Below are 21,386 nucleotides of genomic sequence, written 5' to 3' on the forward strand. Positions count from 1 at the left end.
ATCAGAACTGGCCGGGCGGCAGCTTGAAGATGTCGGGGCTCTTGGCGTCGGCCACGTAGAACAGCAGCAGGCTGGTCGGCGTCAGCACACGCTGGTTGTTCTCCTTGTTCTCGAACGTGCCCTGGAGCAGCAGGATCACCGAGCGATCCTTGGCGTCGCTGCCCCGGAACATCACGATGCCGCCGGCGACGGGCATGTTGACCGCGATGGAGTCGGGCTTGAAGCCTTCGCCCATGAAATGGGCGCGCAGGATGTTGGCGTTGGAGAACAGCTTCTCCGGCGTGATCGCTGCGTCAGTCCCCTTTGACCAGACCGCGCCGACCTGGATCAGCGACTTCGACTTGTAGCCGAACACGTAGGAGAGCTCCGCGGTGCCGCCGTTCGGCAGCAGGTCGGGAGCCGAATACAGCAGGCTGTGCGTCAGCTCGGACGCGTTGTCCTGTGACTTGATGGCGTCGGGCTTGGCGTTGAAATCCTTCGTCATCGCCGCACGCACATCGGCCTCGTTCATGCCGAACTTGGCGGAGCGGAAACCGTCGATCGCCTTGATCTTGTCGTCCGCGGCCGGTGTCTCGGCCGAATTCGCCCCGGCGGCGACAGACGTGCCGGCTGCAGCGGGAGCACCGGCCGCAGCGGCTTTGGGTGCCGGTGCAGCCTTCTGCTTTGGCACGGCGCCCTGGGCCGCGAGCGGTCCGGCTGCAATGGAGGTGAGCAGGCCGACGACGGCCGGAATGAGATAGATTTTGCGCATCGAGAACCTTCGAAAAAACTTGAAACAACGCTTCAAAAATCGGCAGCTGCGAAATCGCCTTCCCCGCACCGTCGTCGCAGCCGAGACGGAAAATGTTGCAACGCGAAGGCGTTACAAGGCGTCACGAAGGAGACAACGCTCGAAACAGCGACTCTTTGGCAGCGTAGGAATACGGTATCGGGCTGCCAAACGCTGCGAATGAGCATTCATAAGCGCATTTTTTCATCAATTGTGGATGCCGGCCGTTCGCGCTAAGCATCCGCTCCGGGGCAAGCCATCATGCGAAGAGTTTCATGACCGAACGGCCTTCCGCTCTCGCGGTCGATCGCCGCGGGTTCATTCGCCTTGCGGGCGCAACCGCCGCGGGATGGGTCGCGCTCGGCGCAACATCGGATCGCATGCGGATCGTCGCATCGTTGACCGCATTGCCGCTCGACGACGAACTGACCCGGCGGAGCATGATCGACAGCACGACCTCCCGCCTCGGCGGCCTCGTCGCCGGCTTGAGGCAGCGCGGCTGGGTCGAAGGCGCCAACTTCCGCCTCGAGCTCCGTTCGACCTTCGGCGGACCGGACCGGCTCAAGGCCGCGATTCAGGAATTGCTGGAGCTGAAGCCGGACGTGATCCTGACGGGGTCGACGGTCGAAACCGCGGCGGTCCTTGCCGCCACCAGGACCATCCCGATCGTCTTCGCGACCGCCAACGATCCCGTCGGCAATGGCTTCGTCGAAAGCCTTGCGCATCCCGGCGGCAACGTCACCGGCTTCACCAACAGCACTGCCGAGATGGGCGGCAAATGGCTGCAGCTGATCCGCGAGGCCGTGCCTGATCTTGCGCGCGTCGGTATCCTGTTCAACCCTACGACCACCCCTCGCGGCGGGCGCTTCTTCCTCGACTCGATCGAGCAAGAGGCGGCCGAGTCCGGAGTGTCCGCAATCCCCGCCCCCGTCAACGCGCCGGCGGACATCGACGAAGCCGTCAGGCGCTTCACCGAGCCGCCCAAGGCGGCAATGATTGCGCTGGTCGACAGCTTCCTGGTCGTCAACCGGAAGGCGGTCGTTGCGGCGGCGGCCAAGTATCGCGTGCCCACGATCTATCCGTTCCACTACTTCATGGAGGCCGGCGGATTGATGAGCTACGGGCCGACGCTGGAAGTGCGCTCGGCCGACTATGTCGATCTCATCCTGCGCGGCACCAAGGCCGGCGACCTGCCGGTGCAATCGCCGCGGAAATACGAGCTCTTGATCAACCGCACCGTCGCCCGCACGCTGGGATTGACCATACCATTCACGCTGCTCGCGCGCGCCGACGAGATCCGCGAGTGAACGAAACGGTCGACCAGGGACATTTGCGAACGCCTCCCGGCCGGCTGTTCCGCAAATATCTCTACTCGATCGTCGCCCTCGCCTTTGCCGCGCTCGCCATCAACACCGGCTTCGACGTCTGGTTCTCCTATCGCGAGCAGAAGCAGCTTCTGGCCGCGACCCAGCGCGAGCAGGCAGCGTCCGCGGCGATTCAGATCGGCCAATTCATCGGCCAGATCGAAAACCAGATCCGATGGCTCTCGCGCCTGCCGCCGGAGCTGTCGACCAACGAAGACGAACGCCTGAACGCCATCCGTCTCCTGCGTCTCTCCCCGGCGATCGCGGAAATCGCCGAGCTCGACTCGCACGGGCTTGAACAGATGCGTGTGTCCCGCCGTGTGGCAGACCGAATCGGCAGTAAAGCCGACCTCTCCGCCTCGCCCGCCTTTCGCGGAGCCAACGAAAGCCGGGCCTATTACGGGCCGGTCTATTTCTTCGGCGACACCGAACCCTTCATGACGCTCGCCACGCGGGGAATTGGCCGCAATCCCAATGTGATCGTCGCCGAGGTCAATCTGCGTTTCATCTGGGACCTCGTCGCCGGGATCAGGGTCGGCAACACCGGCAAGGCCTACGTGGTGGACCGCACGGGGGTCTTGATCGCGCATCCCGATTTGTGGCGGGCCCTGCAACGCAGCGATCTCTCCGGCCATGCCGACGTCCGCGCCGCGCTTGACGGCGTGGGGCCGCCCTCCGGCGGCCTGGTCAAGGAGGACCTGTCCGGTCAGCGCGTGCTGTCGACCTATGCAACGGTCCCTTCGCTCGGCCTGCTGGTGTTCGTCGAGCTGCCGCTCAGCGAAGCCTATGCGCCGATCTATGCGTCGATTGGCCGTTCGACCTTTCTCCTCGTCGTCCTGCTGGCCGGAGCGGTGCTGGTCTCTCTCTTTCTCAGCCGGCGCATGACGGGGCCGATCCAGCTCCTGACGCAGGGCGCGCGGCGGATCGGGAGCGGCGATCTCGGCCTGCGGCTCGCGATCAAGACCGGCGACGAGCTGGAAGCGCTCGGCGACCAGTTCAACCGGATGGCCGCGCAGCTGCGCTATTCCTACGCGACGCTGGAGCGCAAGGTGATCGAGCGCACCTCCGAGCTGGAGAAAGCGCGCGATCAGGCCCTCGCCGAGCACGATGCCGCCGAGCGCGCGCGCAGCGCGGCGGTGGCGGCCAATGAGACCAAATCGCGCTTCCTCGCCGTCGTCAGCCACGAACTGCGTACGCCGCTGAACGGCGTCATGGGGGTGCTTCAGCTGCTCGACGACGGCAAGCTCGGCGAAGCGCAGCGGCGCCACCTCACGACCGCGGCCACATCGGGTGAGACGCTGATCGCGCTGGTCGATGCCATCCTGGAATATGCGCGCCTGGAGGCCAGCGCCGAAACCCTGGAGCCGCGTAATTTCCGCCTCGACCAGCTGATCGAGACGGCCGCCGACCTGATGCGGCCCCAGGCCTTCGGCAAGGGACTGACTTTTGACCTCGCCTGCGATGCCACGGTCAATACCTCCGTGCACGGCGATCCCGTGCGGCTCAATCGCATCCTGCTCAATTTGATCGGCAACGCGATCAAGTTCACACCATCAGGCGGGATCGCCGTCAACGCAGCCGCCGAGCGCTATGACGGTCATATCCTGCTGCGCGTTAGCGTTCGCGACACCGGCATCGGCATCGCCCCCGACATGCATGAGCGGATTTTTGAGGATTTCGTTCAGGCGGACGACAGCATCGCGCGGCGGTTCGGCGGCACCGGCCTCGGACTCGCAATCGCGCGGCGTCTCAGCCGTTTGATGCGCGGCGAGCTGACGGTGGAGAGCACGCCGGGCGCGGGCAGCACGTTCATGCTTGTAGTGCCGCTCGGCCTCGCCGCGAGCGGTATCGCACAAGGCGCGCTTCCGCCGCCGTCGCGGCAGCTTCGCGTGCTGCTGGTCGACGACGATCCCGTCAATTGCGAGGTCGGCGAAGCGATCCTGAAGCGGCTCGGCCACCGCGCGATCATTGCCAGAAACGGTGCGTCGGCCATTGAGCTCGCCAGCGGTCAGACGTTCGACATCATCCTGATGGATCTGCACATGCCCGACATGGACGGCGTCGAGGCGGCGTCGCGGATCGGCAAGCTCGGTCTGCCGAAGATGCCGCGCATCATCGCCGTCACCGCGGACGTGTCCTCCAGCGCACGCGAGCGGCTCGCCGACGCAGGCATTGTCCAGATCGTCAGCAAGCCGATCCTGATCAACGCGTTGCGCGAGGCGATCGAGGAAGATCCGGAGATCGAGCCGGCAGCCGTGCAACTCGCAGCCGGCGCCTTGATCGACCGGCACTATCTCGACGACCAGAAAGAGCTGCTCGGCGCCGCGCAAATCACAAAGCTCCACCACTTGCTGGAGGAGACCAGCGAAAAGCTGATCGACGACATCACCAAGGCTGCCGCGACCGGCGACCACAAACAGTTCGCCCGACACGCACATCAACTCGGCAGCGCCGCCGGCGCGCTCGGCCTCGTCCGCCTGTTCGAGCGCTGCCGCGAGATCGAGCTGGCGGCGCCCTCCATGTCCCCGCCCGACTGCCAGCGCGCCGCGCGCGAGCTCGCTTTGCTGCGAGCAGCGTCGATGAGCGCGCTCGACGATCTGCTCCGGCCCGCCGTGCAGCGGTCGGTCAGCTAGATTTTCTCAGATCGAGCTCTTAGCGTTTTGACCCTGAGCAGGCCAAGACGGCTGAAATCGCACATTGACGTCTGCGAGTCCCCGGCGTTGAATGGTGTTTTCGATGTGGCGGAGGAGCTGCGGCGTCCCGTCGCCCGACAAGCGGTCGGTTAGCCGCTCCTGATCTTCGCCTTCGGGAAGTACAGTTTGGCTTCACCGACGCGCTGGGAGGTCGAGAGCCATGAGATTTCCAACCGCTCTATGGGTGTTCTCGTTGGCATTGCTCACCCCGGCGGGGGCGCGAGCGCAAATCCAGGAGGGCCCGCCAGCATGGGCCTACCCGGTCAACCCGCCCAATTTTCAACGCACGCCTGACGATGGCACGATCAGGCACGTTCCTGACAGCGCAGCCGGTTTTACGCTCACGCAGTTGCGCGATCTGTTCGCCGCGCCCGACTGGCATCCGGACGATCATCTACCAATGCCAGAGATCGTGGCGAGGGGGAGAAAGCCAGAGGTGTTCGCGTGCGGCGTCTGCCACCGGGCAGACGGACCGGGCGGTCCTGAGAATGCCAGCCTATTTGGCCTCTCCGCGGAATACATCATTCAGCAAACGGCGGAGTTCAAGACGGGTCTGCGCACGAACTCTGCGTCTCGCGTCGCCACCGACCTGATGATCAAGTTGTCCAAAGCGGTGACCGATCAAGAACTCGCAGAGGCGGCAGGCTACTTCGCCTCCATCAAGCCCAGATCGAATATTGTCGTCGTCGAGGCCGAGGCGGTGCCAAAAACACAGGTGAGAGACCTGTTCCTGGCTCCGCTGGACGGCGCCGAGAAAGAGCCCATTGGCCAGCGCATCATCGAGATACCGGAAAACGTTGAACACTTTGTCAGCCGGGACTCGCGCGCTCGTTTCATCGCCTACGTCCCGGTAGGCAGCGTTCAAAAAGGACAGACGCTGGCAGCGAACAGCGATCCGCGCGTCCAGTGCGCGGTCTGTCACGGCACTGACCTCAATGGGACTGCCATCGCACCGGGGATTGCGTCCCGTTCGCCCACCTACATGTTCCGGCAGCTCTATGACTTCAAATCGGGCGCGCGGAAGGGCGCCAACAGCGAACTCATGAAACCGGTTGTCGAGAATCTCAGCGTGGACGACATGATCGCGCTGGTTGCCTTTTCAGCGTCGCTCAAGCCCTAACATTCTTCGGGGCTGTGCAGAATGGGCCAGCCGGCGCGCTTTCCTGCGCTCATCAGGGTCCGATTCTGGCCCAAAGCCACCCTAAGCGTTCGCTCCTACCATGTCTGCGCGCGGACTTATTCCGGTCAGCTGGCCAAGAAGGAGGTCAACCTCAACGATTCCAGTCGGTTCTTCAGCAGGTCGCCCGGCCGGCAATGTGCCGCCGGCCGAGCCAACACGCCACCCAAGGAATTAGCTTCCTTCCTGTGGGACCTGTGACCATTGCGCTGTCACGAACCGGACGTTTTAACGACGAGCTTTATGTTCAGCAGGTTGACGCCCTTGAATGGGTTCGGCGCGCTTTCGATTGTTCCCGTACCCGTGGCGTTCGCGTAGGCACCTGTGCCCGACAGGATGGTGTATTCGCCCGTTGATTTGCCGTCTTTGGCCGAACCGGTGTAGCGCGCCGTAATCGAGCCTTCCTCGAACGTGTACGTGCTGTAGCCGAAGAAGGGGCCCGACCCTTTGAGCAAGTCCGAAGTATTGACGAACTCTTTCACTCCGATACGGCCATCGTTGAAGACGGCGACCCCAAAGAATTTGCCAGAGACAACCGTCTGTCCCTCGACGTTTGCGGCCTCTATTACCTTGAGGTCGATTGGCTTCGTAACCAGCTTGAACTCAAGCACCCGCTCACCGGCTACAGCAGTCGATGCCGCGACGGCCAATGCCACGCCAGAAAGCAAAAAGCTGAGAGACTTCCGCATAGCTTCCTCCTGCGCTTGTTGAAATCAAGTCGAGAAGTGTGAGCTACTCATCGTGCCCGGCTCTTCGCGGTGGCACGGAAGAGAGCCCTCGGAACGCCCCGACAGCGGCTGAACTCTCTCTGTCCTGAGGCGCGAAGTCGGGACGCAAATATGAGTCCCAAGGCACGGGAAGAAAGTTCAACTTTCCGGTGCGGTATAATCGTATCCAGCCACTGCGCGGACTCTCAGCAAAGGCACAATCATCATTGCCTTTGCTGGTCGCCGGACTTCATCCAATCGTTCGCGGGAGAGCAATTCCGGGAATCACTGTCAGCAACGTTGACAATAGGAGAACCCTTGCCGCTCACCCCTCAAAGGCAAATCCCCTGAGTGTCCGCCGTGTAACTCGCCTTCTTGACTCATCGCGATAGATCGCTGCGAGCCGTTGCCCGGGCAGAGTCATGGCTTTCCGACCCAGCCTCAGCGCGTGCGCACGCGCTCATCTTCCCGCCCAAACCGCTCAACGAGAAAGTCGATGAACAGCCGCACCTTCACCGACAAATGCCGCGTCGGCGGATAGACCGCATAGAGCGCCAGCGGCGGCGCGGAATAGTCTTGCAGTACCGCCCGCAGCTCGCCCTTCTTCAACGCGTCGGCAGCGATGAACTCCGGCAGCAGCGCCAGCCCCCTGCCCTTGATCGCGACGTCGCGCAGCACCTCGGCATTGTTGACGCAGAGCGACCAGGCCGGCTGGATCCAGTGATCGCCATCCGCGCCGGTAAGCTTCCACTGATTGCCGGTGAGCAGGAAGCCGTAGGTCAGCGAGGCGTGCTCGCGCAGATCCTGCGGGTGCTTTGGCGTGCCGTGACGTGCGAGATAATCCGGCGAAGCGCAGATCATGCGCGCCACCGGCATGATTTTTCGCGCGATCAAGCTCGACGATTCCAGTTCCGCGATCCGCAAGGTCACGTCAAAACCGTCCTGGACGGGATCGAGCAGGTCGTCGCTGAGCACGATCTGGAGCTGGAGTTCGCCATAGCGCGCCATGAAATCGGCGAGCACGGGACCGAGCCGCATCGTGCCGAACGACATCGGCGCGTTGACGCGCAACAATCCGCGCGGCGCCGACTGGGCCTGCGTCACCGCCTGGTCGGCGGCCTCGATCTCCGAGAGGATGACGAGCGCGCGCTCGAAGTAGCGCTGGCCGTTCTCGGTCGGGCTGGCATGCCGCGTGGTCCGGTTCAGGAGCTGCACGCCGAGGCTCTCCTCGAGGTCGGCGACGTATTTGCTGATCGCCGAGCGCGACAGCCGCAACTGCCGGCCCGCTTCGGCAAAACTGCCGCTTTCGACCACTTTCACGAACGCGCGGAGGCTACCAAGCTTATCCAAGGGCTGCTTCCGCCGATTGTTTCCAAATCGTAGACATAGCCGTCATATTTGCATGGATTGTCTCCAATCCAAAGCGGAACGATATTTCCGGCCAGAGCAAGACGCTCCCCGAACTCTGGAGGAACGACAATGTCTGGACTGCACCATGTCACCGCAATCGCCGGCGACCCCATCAGGAATTTCGGCTTCTACACGCGGGATCTCGGCCTGCGCTTCGTCAAGAAGACGGTCAATTTCGATGATCCCGGCACCTATCACTTCTATTATGGCGACGAGACCGGCCGCCCCGGCACCATCCTGACCTTCTTTCCGTGGGCGGGCGTTCCGGCCGGGCGCCGCGGCGTCGGCGAGACCCATCAGACCGCCTTCCGCGTGCCGCAGCGCTCGCTCGGCTACTGGACCCAGCGTTTCACCGAGAAGGGCATTGCCTACGAGGCGCTGGAAAAGCGCTTTGGCGAGTCCGTGCTGCCGTTCACCGATCCCGATGGCATGGCGCTGGCGCTGGTCGGCATATCAGGCGCCGAGAGCGAGCCCGGCTGGAGCAATGGCGACGTGCCGGCCGAGCACGCGATCCGCGGTTTCCATGGCGTGACCTTGCTGCTCGACAGCGCGGCGAAGACGGCCGCCGTCCTCACCGACGTGTTCGGCTTCAAGGAGACCGGCCGTGAAGGCTCGGTGATCCGCTTCAAGGCGCCTGGCGATGCCGAGGGCAGCGTCGTCGATATCTACGAAGCCAAGGGCTTCTTGCGCGGCCATCAGGGCGGCGGCTCGGTGCATCACATCGCATTCCGCGCGGCTGATGATGCCGAGCAGGGCAAGATGGCGCAAAGGCTCGTGAGCAATCACGGCCTGCATCCGACCGAGCAGAGGGACCGCAACTACTTCCGCTCGATCTACTTCCGCGAGCCCGGCGGCGTGCTGTTCGAGATCGCGACCGACATCCCCGGCTTCGCTGTCGACGAACCTGTCGCGACGCTGGGACAAGACCTGAAGCTGCCTGCCTTCCTCGAAGCGCAGCGCAAGCAGATCGAGGGCGTTCTGCCGAATCTGGAAGAGACCGTGTCATGACCGAGACTGAATTCATCCATCGTTTCGAGCCCGCGACCAGCGCGGGCTCCCCTCCGCTCCTCCTGCTGCACGGCACCGGCGGCGACGAGAATGACCTGCTCGGGCTCGGCAAGATGATCTCGCCGGGGTCCGCCCTGCTCTCGCCGCGCGGCCGCGTGCTCGAGCACGGCATGCCGCGCTTCTTCCGTCGTCTCGCCGAAGGTGTGTTCGACGAGGACGACGTCCGCCACCGCGCGAACGAGCTCGGCGAGTTCGTCAACGCGGCGCGGCAGCGCTACGGCATCGCCGCGCCGGTCGCCGTCGGCTTCTCCAACGGCGCCAACATCGCAGCCGCGCTGTTGCTGCTGAAGCCGGACGTTCTGGCCGGCGCGATCCTGCTGCGGGCGATGGTGCCGCTGTCGGATCCGCCCACAGCCGATCTTGCAGGCAAGCCGGTCCTGCTATTGTCCGGGCAAGGCGACCCGATCGTGCCGGCCAGCAATTCGGCCAAGCTTGCGGCTCTGCTCTCGCAAGCAGGCGCGAGCGTGACCCACAGGGTCCTGCCCGCGGGCCATCAATTGTCGCAAGCCGATTTGACGCTCGCCCGCGACTGGATCGGCAACGTCGACGCCAAGGCAGCATGACCTGGCAGGCGGCGCATCGTTTCCAAACGGTGCGCCGCCGCCTTCACTCGAACCGCGCGTCGTGGGTCGCACCCAGACGGCCTTGATCGCGCCGAAGGGATGCTCGACTGTCTCACGTCGCGTCCGCATGGCGTCTGGAGTGGAATCGAGCCGTCTCTCAACTCTCAAGAAGCGAGCGTCTCGCTACTGGCAAACGCATTGCCTATGCGGTGGGCGTCGCGCCAAGCGCTGAGTGCGATGGTACACCCCTTACGAAGTCTATGAATGCGCGCAACGGCGCCGGCACGAGACGTCTGCCAGGATAGTAGAGAAAGGGACCCGAAAAGCTTTGCCACCAGGGTTCGAGGACCGGCTCGAGCTGACCACTGGCGAGATGGGGACGAAGCCAGTCCTCGAAGAGGCAGACAATGCCGGTACCGGCGATGGCGGCGGCAACGGCGAGATCTGTCGCTGTCCCGACGCTGACCAGCAGCGGTCCTTTGGGTTCGACGCGAACGATTTCGCCATCCCGTTCAAACTCCCACGGAGCCACCATCGCACCGGATGAAAGACGACCGCCAAGACAAGCGTGGTTGACAAGGTCGCTCGGATGATCGGGCCGGCCGTGTCGATCGAGATAGTTTGGAGAGGCAGCGGTTGCAAAGCGCTGAACGCGAGGTCCGATTGGAATCGCGATCATATCCTGCTCCAGACGCTCGTCGTATCGGATGCCGGCATCACAACCGGCGGCCAGAACGTCGATAAAATTACTCTCCGCAATGACCTCCAGCCGAATGTCTGGATAAGCCGCGAGGAAGCGGGGCGCGATGGTGGGCAGCACGAGGCGCGCCGCGCTGACAGGCACGTTGAGACGCAGCGTACCTGCTGGCCTGTTGCGGGAGCTGTTGACAACATCGACGGCAGCTTCCACCTCGGCGAATGCTGGCCCGAGCCGCTCGAGGAGACGTTGACCTGCCTCAGTGGGCACCACGGTTCGCGTCGTCCGGTTCAACAATCGGACGCCGAGTTGCGCTTCCAGCCTGGTTACCGCTTCGCTGAGTCCTGACGCACTCGCCCCGCTCGACCGAGCTCCGTCCCGAAAGCCTCCGGCCCGCGCGACGGTCACAAAAGCGTTCAGTTCACCCAGATCGACTTTCACTGTTCGCTTCTCCGAACAACCCGTTCGGATTGTACCCGGTTATCGAGCGCGCGGGCAACGTCTACCTACCGGCCATTGGTTCTTATGGAGATGACCTATGCCCAACACCGCCCTAACTGCCAGCTTTGACCTCGGAGACCGCCGCGTGAAGCGGCTTGGCTACGGTGCCATGCAGCTTGCTGGCCCGCACGTGTTCGGTCCGCCCAGGGATCGCGCCGCCGCATTGGCTGTGCTGCGAGCGGCCATCGCGTCCGGCGTGAACCATATCGACACAGCTGACTTCTACGGCCCGCATGTCACAAACCAGTTGATCCGTGAGGCGCTGCACCCCTACCCCGGGGATCTCGTCATCGACACCAAAATCGGGGCTCGGCGTGGCGCGGACGCCTCATGGAATCCGGCCTTCTCGCGCGAAGAGCTCACCCAGGCGGTCCACGACAATCTGAAAAATCTCGGGGTCGACGCACTCGATGTCGTCAACTTTCGCGTCATGATCGATCGGCATGGCCCCGCCGAAGGCTCGATCGAAGCGCCGCTGAACGTCTTGGCCGATCTCCAACGTCAGGGCCTGATAAGGCATATTGGGCTGAGCAACGTGACCGCGACGCAGGTCGCGGAAGGACGCAAGATTTGCAAGATCGTCTGCGTGCAGAACCAATACAATCTGGCCCACAGGTCTGACGACTCCTTGATCGACGACCTTGCTCGGGACGGCACTGCCTACGTGCCGTTCTTCCCGCTCGGCGGGTTCACCCCCCTGCAATCGTCCACTCTGACCGATGTCGCTGCTCGCCTCGGTGCAACGCCCATGCAGGTCGCGCTTGCTTGGCTCCTTCGTCGGTCACCTAACATCCTGCTTATCCCCGGCACTTCGTCCGTCGCACATCTGCGCGAGAATCTCGCCGCGGCCGAACTCGATTTGCCGGATGATGCGATCGATGAGCTGAATGGCCTTGCCGGGAGCCCCGGTTGAGGCGGTTTCCGGGCGCAGCATGGTGACAGTGCTGCCTCATGCCAAATTGAGGCCGACAGTATGAAAATGGAAACGCTCATGGACACTCAAGACCCTGGCCGGCGCTTACGGCTACTACAACTCCGGCTGCGACTATGACAAGCTACGGACAGTATATTTGTCCGGGGCAATATACTTACTGGTATTGATCAGCCAAAGTTTAGGACGGCGGTTCGAAGCCCGCCGTACTCATGCCTCGGCCAGAGCGCCGCTTCGTCAGCGGCCATCGTGAGTTTGTAAGGTGGCCAAGATGCCCACCGCGTGGCGGCGTCTACAATCTGAGACTGGGACCTGAGTTGCAGCTTTTGCAGCAGCCGCTTCCGCTGTTCGCCAACTTGATCAGCTCTTCCGCCGATCTGAACCGCAATGGCGCGCTGAACTCGGTGAGTAACAGCCGATAATGCTCCTTCCGTCACCGCGAGACTGTTCACTTTTGGCCACAGCCGCCATCGCTGATGCAATTCGCTTATGCGCAGCAAGTGCGGGACGAACCGATCATAATTCGATAGAAACGGTCATATGACCGACCAAACTGCTGACGTCCAGGCTGCTATGCAGTATTTGACCTGGGCACTGGAAAAGATCGAAACGGTGGGCAACCAAAAAGCAGCCCACCACGCCCGTATAGCCTTAGAGGCGCTGCGCAAGGGTTCAGCTGATAAGACTGAATAATCAGCTTCGGCCTAGCACAGCAAGCCCGCTTCGGGTCAGAAGCGCTCGTCCAAGCGGGGAAGTAGTAGCGCTGCTGGGCGGCCAAGAGTGCAACCCGCGTCTCGCCCCGCCGCAGGCGGGACGAGATCGTTGCTTCCAGAGCAACTCGCTCAGATAAGGAAGTCGGTCTGGTGCAGGCTTGCCGTCTGGACGCCGTCGAGCGTGATTGTGTCGTTCCCCGACAGATGAATCACGGCGTCGCCGGCGGCATTGTCGCTGATCAGGCTCGACAGCGCCGTCCAATCCGCAAACCCGTAATCGTGCACATTGATCAGGTCGTGCTCCGTCACCGTGCTACCGACCGCTTTGTTGCCCTGATCGAAGTCGGTGATCAGGTCATTGCCGGAGCCGGCGTTGAAGACAAAGGTGTCGCTGTTCCCCCCGCCCGAAAGCTGGTCATTGCCGGCGCCGCCGTTGAGCACATCTCTGCCGCCGGTGATCGAACCGGGTGCCGCGGGGTTGTAGACCGCCGCATCACCAAACAGACGATCGGTGGCTGCTCCGCCGGTGAGGATATCGTTGCCGCCATGGGCATTGCCGGACATGGTCGGAGCGTCGCCGAACAGCACATCGGACGCATCGTCGGTGTACTGGGTGCTGATCTTGACGGTCAGGATGTCGTCGCCGCCCTGAGCGTTGTCGGTCAGGGACGTCGAGGAATCTCCCGAAAGCGAGGCGCCGGACCAGACGTTCTCGCCGCTCATGGTCAAGTTGAGGTTGTCGTTGCCGCCATGCGCATCGCCTCCGATGGAGCCGATGGCATCGCCGCTGATTCTCGCCGAGCCCTCCCGGGTGATCAGACTGATGTCGAGCGTGTCATTGCCGCCCTGCGCCGTGCCGTTCATGGAACCACCGGCATCGCCGGCGTACACATTGTCGTAGCCCCGCCAGCCCACCGCGCCGGTGATGGTGTCGCTGCCGCCGTGCGAATTGCCCGACATGTCGCCGACGACATCGCCGAAAGCATGCGCGTTGGTGTACAGCGAGCCGGCCTCGACATTGATCGTGTCGTTGCCGCCCCTGGCGTTGTCGGTCATCGCCTGGGCATCGCCGACCACGAGGGCGGTGTTCCAGCCGTAGTTGAAGTTGACGGTGAGCGTGTCGTTGCCGCCGTGGGAATGGCCATGCAACGTCGTATTGTCGTCGCCGAAGATCGTGACCTCTGCTTCCGGCTGGCTGATGGTCGCCGTCACGGTGTCGTTGCCGCCCCAGGCATCCGCGGTGGTCGGAAAGTTCGGATCACCGTAGATGGTTTCGATTTGACCAAACTGGTCCAGCAGGACGTCGATGGTGTCGTTCGGCAGATGCTGCATGGCGTAACTCCCATTTCATTGTCGGAGGCGGGCCTGACGGCGGCGAGATTCTTGCGCGACGTGCTGTGACCACGCTTCACGGAGACGAATCTAGTTCTGGTCGATGGCGGAGGTTTGCTGGAATTCGGGACAGAGTTTGATGGCGACGGGTTTCGCTGCGCCGTGCGGCGAAACTCGTCATTTGCGCAGCCGCGATCGCGATGCCGCTCCGCGCGTCGCGGGGCGACACCGCCGCTCTTGCTCTGCGCCTTCAGATGATGAAGTCGGTCGGATGCAGGTTTGTCGCCTGAATCCCGTCGAGCGTGATCGAATCGTTGGCGGAGAGATGAATCACGGCATCGCCGGCGGTGTTGTCGCTGATCAGCTTCGACAGCGCCGTCCAGTCAGCGAAGCCGTAGCCCTTCACGTCGATCAAATCCTGTTCCACCGCGGTGCTGCCGACGGCCTTGTTGCCCTGATCGAAGTCGACGATCGTGTCGTTGCCCGAGCCGGTGTTGAAGACGAACAAGTCGCTGTTTCCCCCGCCCCACATCCGGTCGTCGCCGGCCCCGCCGTTCAGCGTGTCGACGCCGCCGGTGATCGAGCCCGGTGTCGCCGGTTCGTAGATTCGCGCATCGCCATACATGAAATCGCGGCCCGCGCCGCCATTGAGGATGTCGTTGCCGCCATGGGAATTGCCCACCATGGTCGGCGCATCGCCGTACATCTGCGCGCCGGCTTCCGCGTACTGGCCGTCGAGCTTGACGGTGAGCACATCGTCGCCGCCCTGGGCGAAATCCATCAGGGATGCCGCCGAATCCCCGAACAAGGCTCCGCCTGAGATGGCGCTGCCGCCGTTCAAGGTGACGGTCAGGTTGTCGTTGCCGCCATGCGCGAGCCCCCTCAGGGAACCGATGGCGTCTCCGCTGACAGTCGCCGCGCCGTCCGTCGTGAGCACGCTGACATCGAGTGTGTCGTTGCCGCCGTGCGAGGTGTCCATCATGGAACCGCCAGCATCGCCGGCGAACAAATTGGCGCCGCCGCGCCACGCGACCGAGCCGGTTATGTCGTCATGGCCGCCCTGCGCATTGCCTGACATGTCGCCCGCGGCATCCCCGAAGGCCGAGATCGTCGTGTAGACGGTGCGGCCAGCATCCGCAACGATCGTGTCGTTGCCGCCCTTGGAATCATCGATCATCGATTGGGTATCGCCGATCACGATGGCGGTGTCCCAGCCGCCGCCGATGTCGGCGATCAGCGTGTCGTTTCCGCCTTGGGAATGACCAAGCAGCATCGTGTGGTCGTCGCCGAAGATCGTGAGTTTTGCATTGAGCCCGGCGACGGTGGCCGTCACGGTGTCATTGCCGCCCACGACGTCGGTGGCTACCGGAAAGCCGGGGTCTCCATAGACGGTCGCGATTTGGCCAAATTGGTCAAGCGTGACGTCATAGGTATCGTTCGGCAGATGCTGCATGGCGTAACTCCCATTTCATTGTCGGAAGCGGGCCTGACGCCTGCAGAGCTTTCGTTTTTTGCAAGACGCGTTGTTGACCACGCTTCACCGGGAGCGAATCTACCTTTGGTAGATGGCAGAGATTTGCAGGAATTCGGGAGAGAGTTTGATTGCGCACATGGAACCGCGCTGACATCGCGAGGAACCTCGCCGCAGGTTGCGCATCCGTGAAGGCCTGATGACCTGCCTGCAAAAGCGTGCTGGCGAACGTCGGAGTGTCTGCTTGCTACGGCACCAGGCGGAACTTGCCTCCGTCGACCTCGGTCAGGAAGGCGGAGCGCTCGTCATACCCGTTGTGGTCGGTCGGGCTCGTCGTCGACAGGGCGTTGTTGAGATAGTGTTTTGCCCGACGGGTCAATGTCCAGCGCATCGCGCCGGCATTGAACCTCGCAACGCGCAAACCATTGAAATGACTACGCCCGGCTACTGTGCATGGGGTTGTTTTTCAGGTTTTTGTTTTGGACAGGAGCTGCCCTCTCCCACAAGGGAGAGGGCGCAGAGCAACACGGATGCTGCGCCGATGCAGCCCCTACTCCCAGGACCACGTCGAAAAATCGTTCTCGTATTGCGGCACGTCCTTCCAGACGCCCTTCAGCTTCTTGTTGGTGATAGTGATGAGCTGCGGTTGGTACAGATAGGCGGAGACGGCGTCGGTCGCGAGCAGGCGCTGGGCGTCGCCGAGCAGTTTTGCACGCGCGGCATCGTCCGGCGTCGACACGATCTGCTTGTAGAGTGCGTTGAACGCCTCATTGTTGTAGCCGAGATAGTAGTCCGCCTCGGTGATCTTGACGAGATCGAACGGCTCGACATGGCTGATGATGGTGAGATCGAAATTGTGCGGACCGTTGCCGGCGAACACCTGCGACAGCCATTGGGCCCATTCGACGTTCTCGATCTTGGCGACGATGCCGACCTTGGCGAGCTGGGCTGCGGCGATCTCGCCGCCCTGCCGCGCATAGGACGGCGGCGGCAGCTTGAGCGACAATTCGAGCGGCGTGGTGACGCCGGCTTCAGTGAGCAGCTTCTTGGCCTTCTCGGGGTCGTAGGGGTTGATGCCGGTGGTGTCGACATAGCCGAGCGCCCCCGGCACATAGAAGCTGCCGATCGGCGTGCCGAAACTGTCGACGGCGCCGTCGATCATCGCCTTGCGGTCGATCGCGGCGAGGATGGCGCGGCGGACGCGGACGTCGTCCAGCGGCTTCTTGCGGTGGTTGATCGCGACGATGGTCTTGGCCCTGGAGCCGCCGACCAGCACCGTGAAGCGCGGATCGGCCTTGAACTGGCCCATGGCGCGCGCCGCAGCGACGCGCGGAAATGCATCGACGTCGCCCGACAGCAGCGCTGCCACCTGCGCCGCCGGATCGGAGATGAAGCGGATCGTCACCTTCGAAAGCTTGACCGCGGCGGCGTTGCGATAATCGGCCCATTTGGTCAGCGTGAGCGAGGAACCCTTGGCCCAGGCGCCGAGCTGATAGGGCCCGGTGCCGACCGGCTGCGTGACATTGGTGGCAGCGCTCTTCGGCTCGACGATCGAGCCGCCCGCCTGCCCCAGCAGGAACGGCAGGTTCGGCTCGCCGTATTTCAAGGTGATCACGACCGTGTCGGCATCGGGCGCCTCGACCTTCTCGAAGGCCTGGTACAGGCTCTTGTCCTTGTTGGTGCTGTTCGGCGCGGCGTTGCGCTCGAATGAGAACTTCACCGCGGCGGAATCGAACGCCTCGCCGTTGTGGAATTTGACGCCCTTGCGCAGCTTGAATGTATAGGTCTTCAGGTCGGGCGAGGCGGTCCAGCTCTCCGCCAGCAGCGGCGAGACCGAGCCGTCCTCGTTGATCTTGGTCAGGGTCTCATAGATGTTATAGAGCGTGACCTCGGCGATCGCAGCCGCGGCGGCATTGGTCGGATCCAGCCCCGGCGGCTCCAGCGCCATCGCCATGACGACGCTGTCCTTCTTGCTCTGCGCCAGCACGGGCAAAGGCGTTGCGACCAACGCGGCGGCAAATGCAACGATCGACAATTTCCTGAACATGCGTAACTCCCCGGCCAGTTCTGTTCTAAGCCTACGCCAATCCTGCTCCGGACACTAACCTTCCATGGCCGCCTGCGGCAACGCCATCACAGCCTCCGCCTTGTGGCAGGCGGCAAGGTGCCCCTCGCCCACCTTGCGTAACTCAGGCAGGGCCTCGCGGCAATGCTGGTCGGCGAGCGGACAGCGCGCGACATAAGGGCATCCGGTCGTGGCCGCCGATTGCGAGGCGATCGCCTGGCCCCCGCGTCGCCGCCGGCCGCCGCCGGCGCGCGCCCGCGGCACGGCATCCAGCAGCGCCCGCGTATAGGGATGGGCGCAGTGCTCGAACAGATCTTCGGGCCGTCCCTGCTCGACGATCCGGCCGAGATACATCACCGCGACCTCGTCGCAGAGATAGTCGACCACGGCGAGGTCATGGCTGATCAGGATGTAGCTCAGGCCGAACTGCTCCTGGAGATCCTGCATCAGGTTCAGCACCTGCGCCTGCACGGAGACGTCGAGCGCGGAGACCGGCTCGTCGGCGACGATCAGCTTCGGCTGGGTGATCAGCGCACGCGCAATGGCGATGCGCTGGCGCTGGCCGCCGGAGAATTCGTGCGGATATTTCTCCATGTCCGCATCGCGCAAGCCGACCTGGCGCAGCACCGCGGCAACGCGCGCACGAAAGGTGGCGCGGTCTGCGTCTTCCAGCACGGTGAGCGGCTCGGCGACGATGCGGGCGACGGTCTGGCGCGGATCGAGCGATCCGTAGGGGTCCTGGAACACCATCTGGAAATCGCGGCGGGCGCGGCGCAGCTCGTCCGCGGAGATGCGATTGAGGTCGCGGCCGAGCAGCGCGACCTGGCCCGACGTCGGCCGCTCCAGCGCCATCACCAGCCGCGCGAAGGTCGACTTGCCCGAGCCGGACTCGCCGACGACGCCGAGGCTCTTGCCGGCGGCGACCTGCACGCTGACGCCATTGAGCGCGCGCACCTGGCCCGGCGGTCGGAACAGGCTCTCCCGCGGCAGGGCGTAGCGCTGCTCGAGATCCTTCACGTCGAGAAGAGGCGCAGCGGTCATGCGGACAGCGCTCCGACGTTTTCAGCCATCGAGACATCCGTCCTGATGCAACGCACGACGTGCCCGGGTCCGACGTCCACCATCGGCGGCAACGCGGCGCGGCACTGATCGATCACCAGCGGACATCGGTCGGAGAAAGTGCACCCCGCCGCCAGATCTGCAAGCTCCGGCACGGTGCCCGAGATCGTCTTCAGCCGCGTCCCCTTGCGCGCGCCGAGCTTCGGCCGGGCGCGAAACAGGCCCTGCGTATAGGGATGCCCCATCCGGCGGAACACCTCGTCGGTCGGCCCGCTCTCGACGACGGTGCCGCCATACATCACCATCATGCGCTGCACGTTCTCGGCGATGACGCCGAGATCGTGCGAGATCAGGATCATCGACATGCCACGCTCCTCGACGAGATCGGCGATGAGGTCGAGGATCTGGCCCTGGATGGTGACGTCGAGCGCGGTGGTCGGCTCGTCCGCGATCAACAGATCCGGCTCGCAGGCGAGCGCCATGGCGATAGTGATGCGCTGGCGCTGGCCGCCGGAAAACTGGTGCGGATAGGCATCGACGCGCCGCGCGGGATCGGGTAGCCCGACGCGGTCAAGCAAGGCGATCGCCTCTTTGCGCGCCTGCGCCGCCGAATGCTTCTTGTGACGTCGCAGCGGCTCGGCGACCTGATGCCCGATCGTGTGCATCGGATTGAGCGCAGTCATCGGCTCCTGGAAGATCATGCTGATGCGGTTGCCGCGCAGGCGGCAATAATCCGCATCCGGCAATCGCGCGAGTTCGTTGCCGTCGAGCTTGATACTGCCCGAGACCACGGCGCTATCGGGCAGCAACCCCATCAGGGACATCGCCGTGACCGATTTGCCGCAGCCGGACTCGCCGACCAGCCCCAGTGTCTCGCCGCGCTTCAGGGCAAAGCTGACGCCACGCACGGCCTGCGCCGGCCCGCGGCTGGTATTGAGGCGCACGCCGAGATTTTCAACTTCGATCAGCGGCATGACGCGTTGCTCGCCCATCGTCATCGCTCCCGTGCCAGTCGGGGATCGAGCAGGTCGCGCAATCCGTCACCGAGAAGATTGAGGCCCAGCACCGCGATCGCGATCGCTGCCCCCGGATAGACGGCGAGCATCGGCGACTGGAACAGCAGGGTCTGGGCATCGTTCAGCATCCGCCCCCAGGACGGCTGCGGCGGCTGCGTGCCGAGACCGAGATAGGACAGCGCGGCTTCGGCGAGAATGGCGAGCGCGAACTGGATGGTGACCTGCACGATCAGGATCGACAGGATGTTGGGCAGCACGTGCTCGATGGTGATGCGGAACGCACCCTTGCCTGCCGCGCGCGCGGCCAGCACGAATTCGCGCGCCCAGATCGCGTTGGCCGAGCCGCGCGTCAGCCGTGTCAGCGTCGGGATCTGGAAGATGCCGATCGCGACGATCGAGGTAACCATCCCCGGCCCCACCACCGCGGCGAGCATGATCGCGGAGAGCACGGCTGGAAAGGCGAAGGTGAAGTCGGAGAAGCGCATGATGATCTCTTCGGTCCAGCCGCGCCGGGCCGAGGCGATCAGGCCGAGCGTGACGCCGAAGCTGAGACCGATGCTGACGGCGATGACGCCGACCATGATGGTGGCGCGGGCGCCGGCGAGCAGCAGCGAGACGATGTCGCGGCCGAAGGAATCGGTGCCGAGCCAGTGCGCCGCCGACGGCGGCCGCAGCTTCGAAGCGATATCGATCTCGTAGGGCGACCACGGCGTCCACACCAGCGAGAGCAGCGCCGAGGCAAGCACCAGTAGGCTCAGCGAACCGCCGAGCACGAAACTGCGATGGCGCAGCGCTCGGCCCCAGAAGGTCTTGGCCGGCACGCGGCGCGCCGCGAGCGGCGCGTCAACCGGAGTGGTCAGGGGCGCGCTCACAGGTCGTGGACCTTGATGCGGGGATCGATGAAGGCATATAGCACGTCGACCACGAAATTGACGATGACGACCATGGTCGCCAGCAGCATCACGCAATTGCGCACCACGATCAGGTCGCGGTTCGCGATCGACTGGAAGATCAGGCGGCCAAGGCCCGGCAGATAGAACACGTTCTCGATCACGATGGTGCCGGCGAGCAGATTGGCGAATTGCAGCCCCATGACCGTCATGACGGGGATCATCGCATTTCGCAGCACGTGGCTCCACAGCACCTCGCGCTTGCCGAGCCCCTTCGCGCGCGCCGTTCGAACAAAGTCCTCGCGCAGCACTTCCAGCACCGCCGAGCGCGTGACACGCGCAAGGATCGCAGCCTGCACCACCGCGAGCGAGATCGCCGGCAGCAGCAGCGACTTGACGCCGAGCCAGATGCCATCCTCCCAGCCGGAAAATCCCCCCGCCGAGAGCCATTGCAGCCGTACCGCGAACAGGAGAACCAGTAGGATCGCAAACCAGAAATTCGGCAGCGCGATGCCGACCTGCGTCAGCGACATCACGCCGACGTCGCCGAGCTTGTTGTGGTTGGCGGCGGTGTAGATGCCGGCCGAGAGCGCCAGCGTCACCGTGATCGTCATGGCCATGATCGCGAGCGGAATGGTCAGCACCAACCGCTCCGCGATCAGGCTGGCGACCGGAGTGCCGTAGACATAGGAGTTGCCGAGATCGCCGACGAGGAGGCCCTTGATCCATTGCAAATAGCGAACCGCCAGCGGCTGGTCGAGCCCGAGCTTGACAGTGAGCGCGCGGACCGCATCCGCCGAGGCATCGGCGCCCATCAGCATCTGCGCGGCATTGCCGGGGAGCGCATCGAGCACCAGGAAAATGATCAGGGATGCGCCGACCAGCGTCGCCAGCAAGGTCAACAGACGTCGGAGGACAAATACGCTCATGCGCGCTCGGCTTCAGGGCTCAGCTGCGGCA

19 protein-coding genes are annotated in these 21,386 nt (G+C 63.8%); 7 read left to right on the forward strand and 12 right to left on the reverse strand.

Annotated elements, in window-relative coordinates:
• Position 1: 1 nt before the first annotated feature.
• Complete coding sequence (locus tag GA0061098_RS01980; protein WP_091952832.1) at positions 2–751, reverse strand: hypothetical protein; 750 nt, start codon at positions 749–751, stop codon at positions 2–4.
• Positions 752–1,044: 293 nt separating this feature from the next.
• On the opposite strand from GA0061098_RS01980, the gene GA0061098_RS01985 reads away from it, so the two are divergent.
• The 3 genes from GA0061098_RS01985 to GA0061098_RS01995 all read left to right on the forward strand — a co-directional run bounded on the left by GA0061098_RS01985 (position 1,045) and on the right by GA0061098_RS01995 (position 5,946).
• Positions 1,045–2,076 (forward strand): ABC transporter substrate-binding protein, encoded by a 1,032-nt coding sequence (locus GA0061098_RS01985; protein ID WP_091952834.1) that lies wholly within the window; start codon positions 1,045–1,047, stop codon positions 2,074–2,076.
• The gene (locus tag GA0061098_RS01990; protein ID WP_091952836.1) at positions 2,073–4,766 is read left to right on the forward strand and encodes a hybrid sensor histidine kinase/response regulator; all 2,694 of its coding nucleotides are present in this window, start codon (positions 2,073–2,075) and stop codon (positions 4,764–4,766) included. Before GA0061098_RS01985 ends, GA0061098_RS01990 begins: the two co-directional genes overlap by 4 nt.
• A 220-nt stretch (positions 4,767–4,986) precedes the next feature.
• On the forward strand, positions 4,987–5,946 hold the full coding sequence (locus GA0061098_RS01995) for a c-type cytochrome (RefSeq protein WP_245323138.1): 960 nt from the start codon (positions 4,987–4,989) through the stop codon (positions 5,944–5,946).
• 269 nt (positions 5,947–6,215) lie between these two features.
• Here the strand turns inward: GA0061098_RS01995 and GA0061098_RS02000 are convergent, their stop codons facing one another.
• Positions 6,216–6,692 carry a hypothetical protein gene (locus tag GA0061098_RS02000; RefSeq protein ID WP_091952840.1) on the reverse strand — a complete coding sequence of 159 codons (477 nt, stop codon included), beginning with the start codon at positions 6,690–6,692 and terminating at the stop codon, positions 6,216–6,218.
• 459 nt (positions 6,693–7,151) lie between these two features.
• Complete coding sequence (locus GA0061098_RS02005) at positions 7,152–8,060, reverse strand: LysR family transcriptional regulator (RefSeq protein WP_165637099.1); 909 nt, start codon at positions 8,058–8,060, stop codon at positions 7,152–7,154.
• Positions 8,061–8,189: 129 nt separating this feature from the next.
• On the opposite strand from GA0061098_RS02005, the gene GA0061098_RS02010 reads away from it, so the two are divergent.
• Positions 8,190–9,128: a ring-cleaving dioxygenase gene (locus GA0061098_RS02010; RefSeq protein ID WP_091952842.1), complete on the forward strand. Its 939-nt coding sequence runs from the start codon at positions 8,190–8,192 to the stop codon at positions 9,126–9,128.
• Complete coding sequence (locus GA0061098_RS02015; RefSeq protein WP_091952844.1) at positions 9,125–9,751, forward strand: alpha/beta hydrolase; 627 nt, start codon at positions 9,125–9,127, stop codon at positions 9,749–9,751. Before GA0061098_RS02010 ends, GA0061098_RS02015 begins: the two co-directional genes overlap by 4 nt.
• 202 nt (positions 9,752–9,953) lie before the next feature.
• Here GA0061098_RS02015 and GA0061098_RS02020 read toward each other — a convergent pair whose 3' ends face one another.
• Entirely contained in the window at positions 9,954–10,889 is a 936-nt protein-coding gene (locus tag GA0061098_RS02020; RefSeq protein ID WP_091952846.1) for a LysR family transcriptional regulator, read from the reverse strand.
• Between the two features lie 97 nt (positions 10,890–10,986).
• On the opposite strand from GA0061098_RS02020, the gene GA0061098_RS02025 reads away from it, so the two are divergent.
• Both GA0061098_RS02025 and GA0061098_RS44690 read left to right on the forward strand, forming a co-directional pair.
• Positions 10,987–11,862 (forward strand): aldo/keto reductase family oxidoreductase, encoded by an 876-nt coding sequence (locus tag GA0061098_RS02025; RefSeq protein WP_091952850.1) that lies wholly within the window; start codon positions 10,987–10,989, stop codon positions 11,860–11,862.
• Between the two features lie 558 nt (positions 11,863–12,420).
• Positions 12,421–12,573, forward strand: coding sequence for a hypothetical protein (locus GA0061098_RS44690; RefSeq protein WP_018315939.1), 153 nt, complete (start codon positions 12,421–12,423; stop codon positions 12,571–12,573).
• Positions 12,574–12,722: 149 nt separating this feature from the next.
• On the opposite strand, the gene GA0061098_RS02030 is transcribed toward GA0061098_RS44690, so the two are convergent.
• The 8 genes from GA0061098_RS02030 to GA0061098_RS02060 form a co-directional block, all read right to left on the reverse strand.
• A complete protein-coding gene (locus GA0061098_RS02030; RefSeq protein ID WP_091952853.1) occupies positions 12,723–13,925 on the reverse strand; it encodes a calcium-binding protein in 1,203 nt (400 codons plus the stop codon).
• A 250-nt stretch (positions 13,926–14,175) separates the two neighbouring features.
• A complete protein-coding gene (locus GA0061098_RS02035) occupies positions 14,176–15,378 on the reverse strand; it encodes a calcium-binding protein (protein WP_091952856.1) in 1,203 nt (400 codons plus the stop codon).
• Positions 15,379–15,643: 265 nt separating this feature from the next.
• Positions 15,644–15,787, reverse strand: a complete 144-nt coding sequence (locus GA0061098_RS44695; RefSeq protein ID WP_161499997.1) for a hypothetical protein — start codon at positions 15,785–15,787, stop codon at positions 15,644–15,646.
• Between the two features lie 159 nt (positions 15,788–15,946).
• The gene (locus GA0061098_RS02040) at positions 15,947–17,443 is read right to left on the reverse strand and encodes an ABC transporter substrate-binding protein (protein ID WP_091952859.1); all 1,497 of its coding nucleotides are present in this window, start codon (positions 17,441–17,443) and stop codon (positions 15,947–15,949) included.
• Between the two features lie 54 nt (positions 17,444–17,497).
• Positions 17,498–18,502 carry an ABC transporter ATP-binding protein gene (locus GA0061098_RS02045; protein WP_091952862.1) on the reverse strand — a complete coding sequence of 335 codons (1,005 nt, stop codon included), beginning with the start codon at positions 18,500–18,502 and terminating at the stop codon, positions 17,498–17,500.
• Positions 18,499–19,512, reverse strand: a complete 1,014-nt coding sequence (locus GA0061098_RS02050) for an ABC transporter ATP-binding protein (RefSeq protein WP_165637100.1) — start codon at positions 19,510–19,512, stop codon at positions 18,499–18,501. The genes GA0061098_RS02045 and GA0061098_RS02050 overlap by 4 nt, the downstream gene beginning before the upstream one ends.
• A 2-nt stretch (positions 19,513–19,514) precedes the next feature.
• Entirely contained in the window at positions 19,515–20,408 is an 894-nt protein-coding gene (locus GA0061098_RS02055) for an ABC transporter permease (protein ID WP_091952868.1), read from the reverse strand.
• Entirely contained in the window at positions 20,405–21,355 is a 951-nt protein-coding gene (locus GA0061098_RS02060) for an ABC transporter permease (RefSeq protein WP_091952871.1), read from the reverse strand. The genes GA0061098_RS02055 and GA0061098_RS02060 overlap by 4 nt, the downstream gene beginning before the upstream one ends.
• Between the last annotated feature and the right edge of the window lie 31 nt (positions 21,356–21,386).

The sequence above is a fragment of the Bradyrhizobium shewense genome (assembly GCF_900094605.1).
Taxonomy (GTDB): Bacteria; Pseudomonadota; Alphaproteobacteria; order Rhizobiales; family Xanthobacteraceae; genus Bradyrhizobium; species Bradyrhizobium shewense.

What these genes read in the sequence shown, in the direction of transcription:
- GA0061098_RS01995 (WP_245323138.1), top strand. Translation starts at nt 4,987, where the DNA reads ATGAGATTTCCAACCGCTCTATGGGTGTTCTCGTTGGCATTGCTCACC.
- GA0061098_RS01985 (WP_091952834.1), top strand. Translation starts at nt 1,045, where the DNA reads ATGACCGAACGGCCTTCCGCTCTCGCGGTCGATCGCCGCGGGTTCATT.
- GA0061098_RS02050 (WP_165637100.1), bottom strand. Translation starts at nt 19,512, where the DNA reads ATGGGCGAGCAACGCGTCATGCCGCTGATCGAAGTTGAAAATCTCGGC.
- GA0061098_RS44695 (WP_161499997.1), bottom strand. Translation starts at nt 15,787, where the DNA reads ATGCGCTGGACATTGACCCGTCGGGCAAAACACTATCTCAACAACGCC.
- GA0061098_RS01980 (WP_091952832.1), bottom strand. Translation starts at nt 751, where the DNA reads ATGCGCAAAATCTATCTCATTCCGGCCGTCGTCGGCCTGCTCACCTCC.
- GA0061098_RS02025 (WP_091952850.1), top strand. Translation starts at nt 10,987, where the DNA reads ATGCCCAACACCGCCCTAACTGCCAGCTTTGACCTCGGAGACCGCCGC.
- GA0061098_RS02000 (WP_091952840.1), bottom strand. Translation starts at nt 6,692, where the DNA reads ATGCGGAAGTCTCTCAGCTTTTTGCTTTCTGGCGTGGCATTGGCCGTC.
- GA0061098_RS02060 (WP_091952871.1), bottom strand. Translation starts at nt 21,355, where the DNA reads ATGAGCGTATTTGTCCTCCGACGTCTGTTGACCTTGCTGGCGACGCTG.
- GA0061098_RS02035 (WP_091952856.1), bottom strand. Translation starts at nt 15,378, where the DNA reads ATGCAGCATCTGCCGAACGATACCTATGACGTCACGCTTGACCAATTT.
- GA0061098_RS02015 (WP_091952844.1), top strand. Translation starts at nt 9,125, where the DNA reads ATGACCGAGACTGAATTCATCCATCGTTTCGAGCCCGCGACCAGCGCG.
- GA0061098_RS02045 (WP_091952862.1), bottom strand. Translation starts at nt 18,502, where the DNA reads ATGACCGCTGCGCCTCTTCTCGACGTGAAGGATCTCGAGCAGCGCTAC.
- GA0061098_RS02040 (WP_091952859.1), bottom strand. Translation starts at nt 17,443, where the DNA reads ATGTTCAGGAAATTGTCGATCGTTGCATTTGCCGCCGCGTTGGTCGCA.
- GA0061098_RS44690 (WP_018315939.1), top strand. Translation starts at nt 12,421, where the DNA reads ATGACCGACCAAACTGCTGACGTCCAGGCTGCTATGCAGTATTTGACC.
- GA0061098_RS02010 (WP_091952842.1), top strand. Translation starts at nt 8,190, where the DNA reads ATGTCTGGACTGCACCATGTCACCGCAATCGCCGGCGACCCCATCAGG.
- GA0061098_RS02030 (WP_091952853.1), bottom strand. Translation starts at nt 13,925, where the DNA reads ATGCAGCATCTGCCGAACGACACCATCGACGTCCTGCTGGACCAGTTT.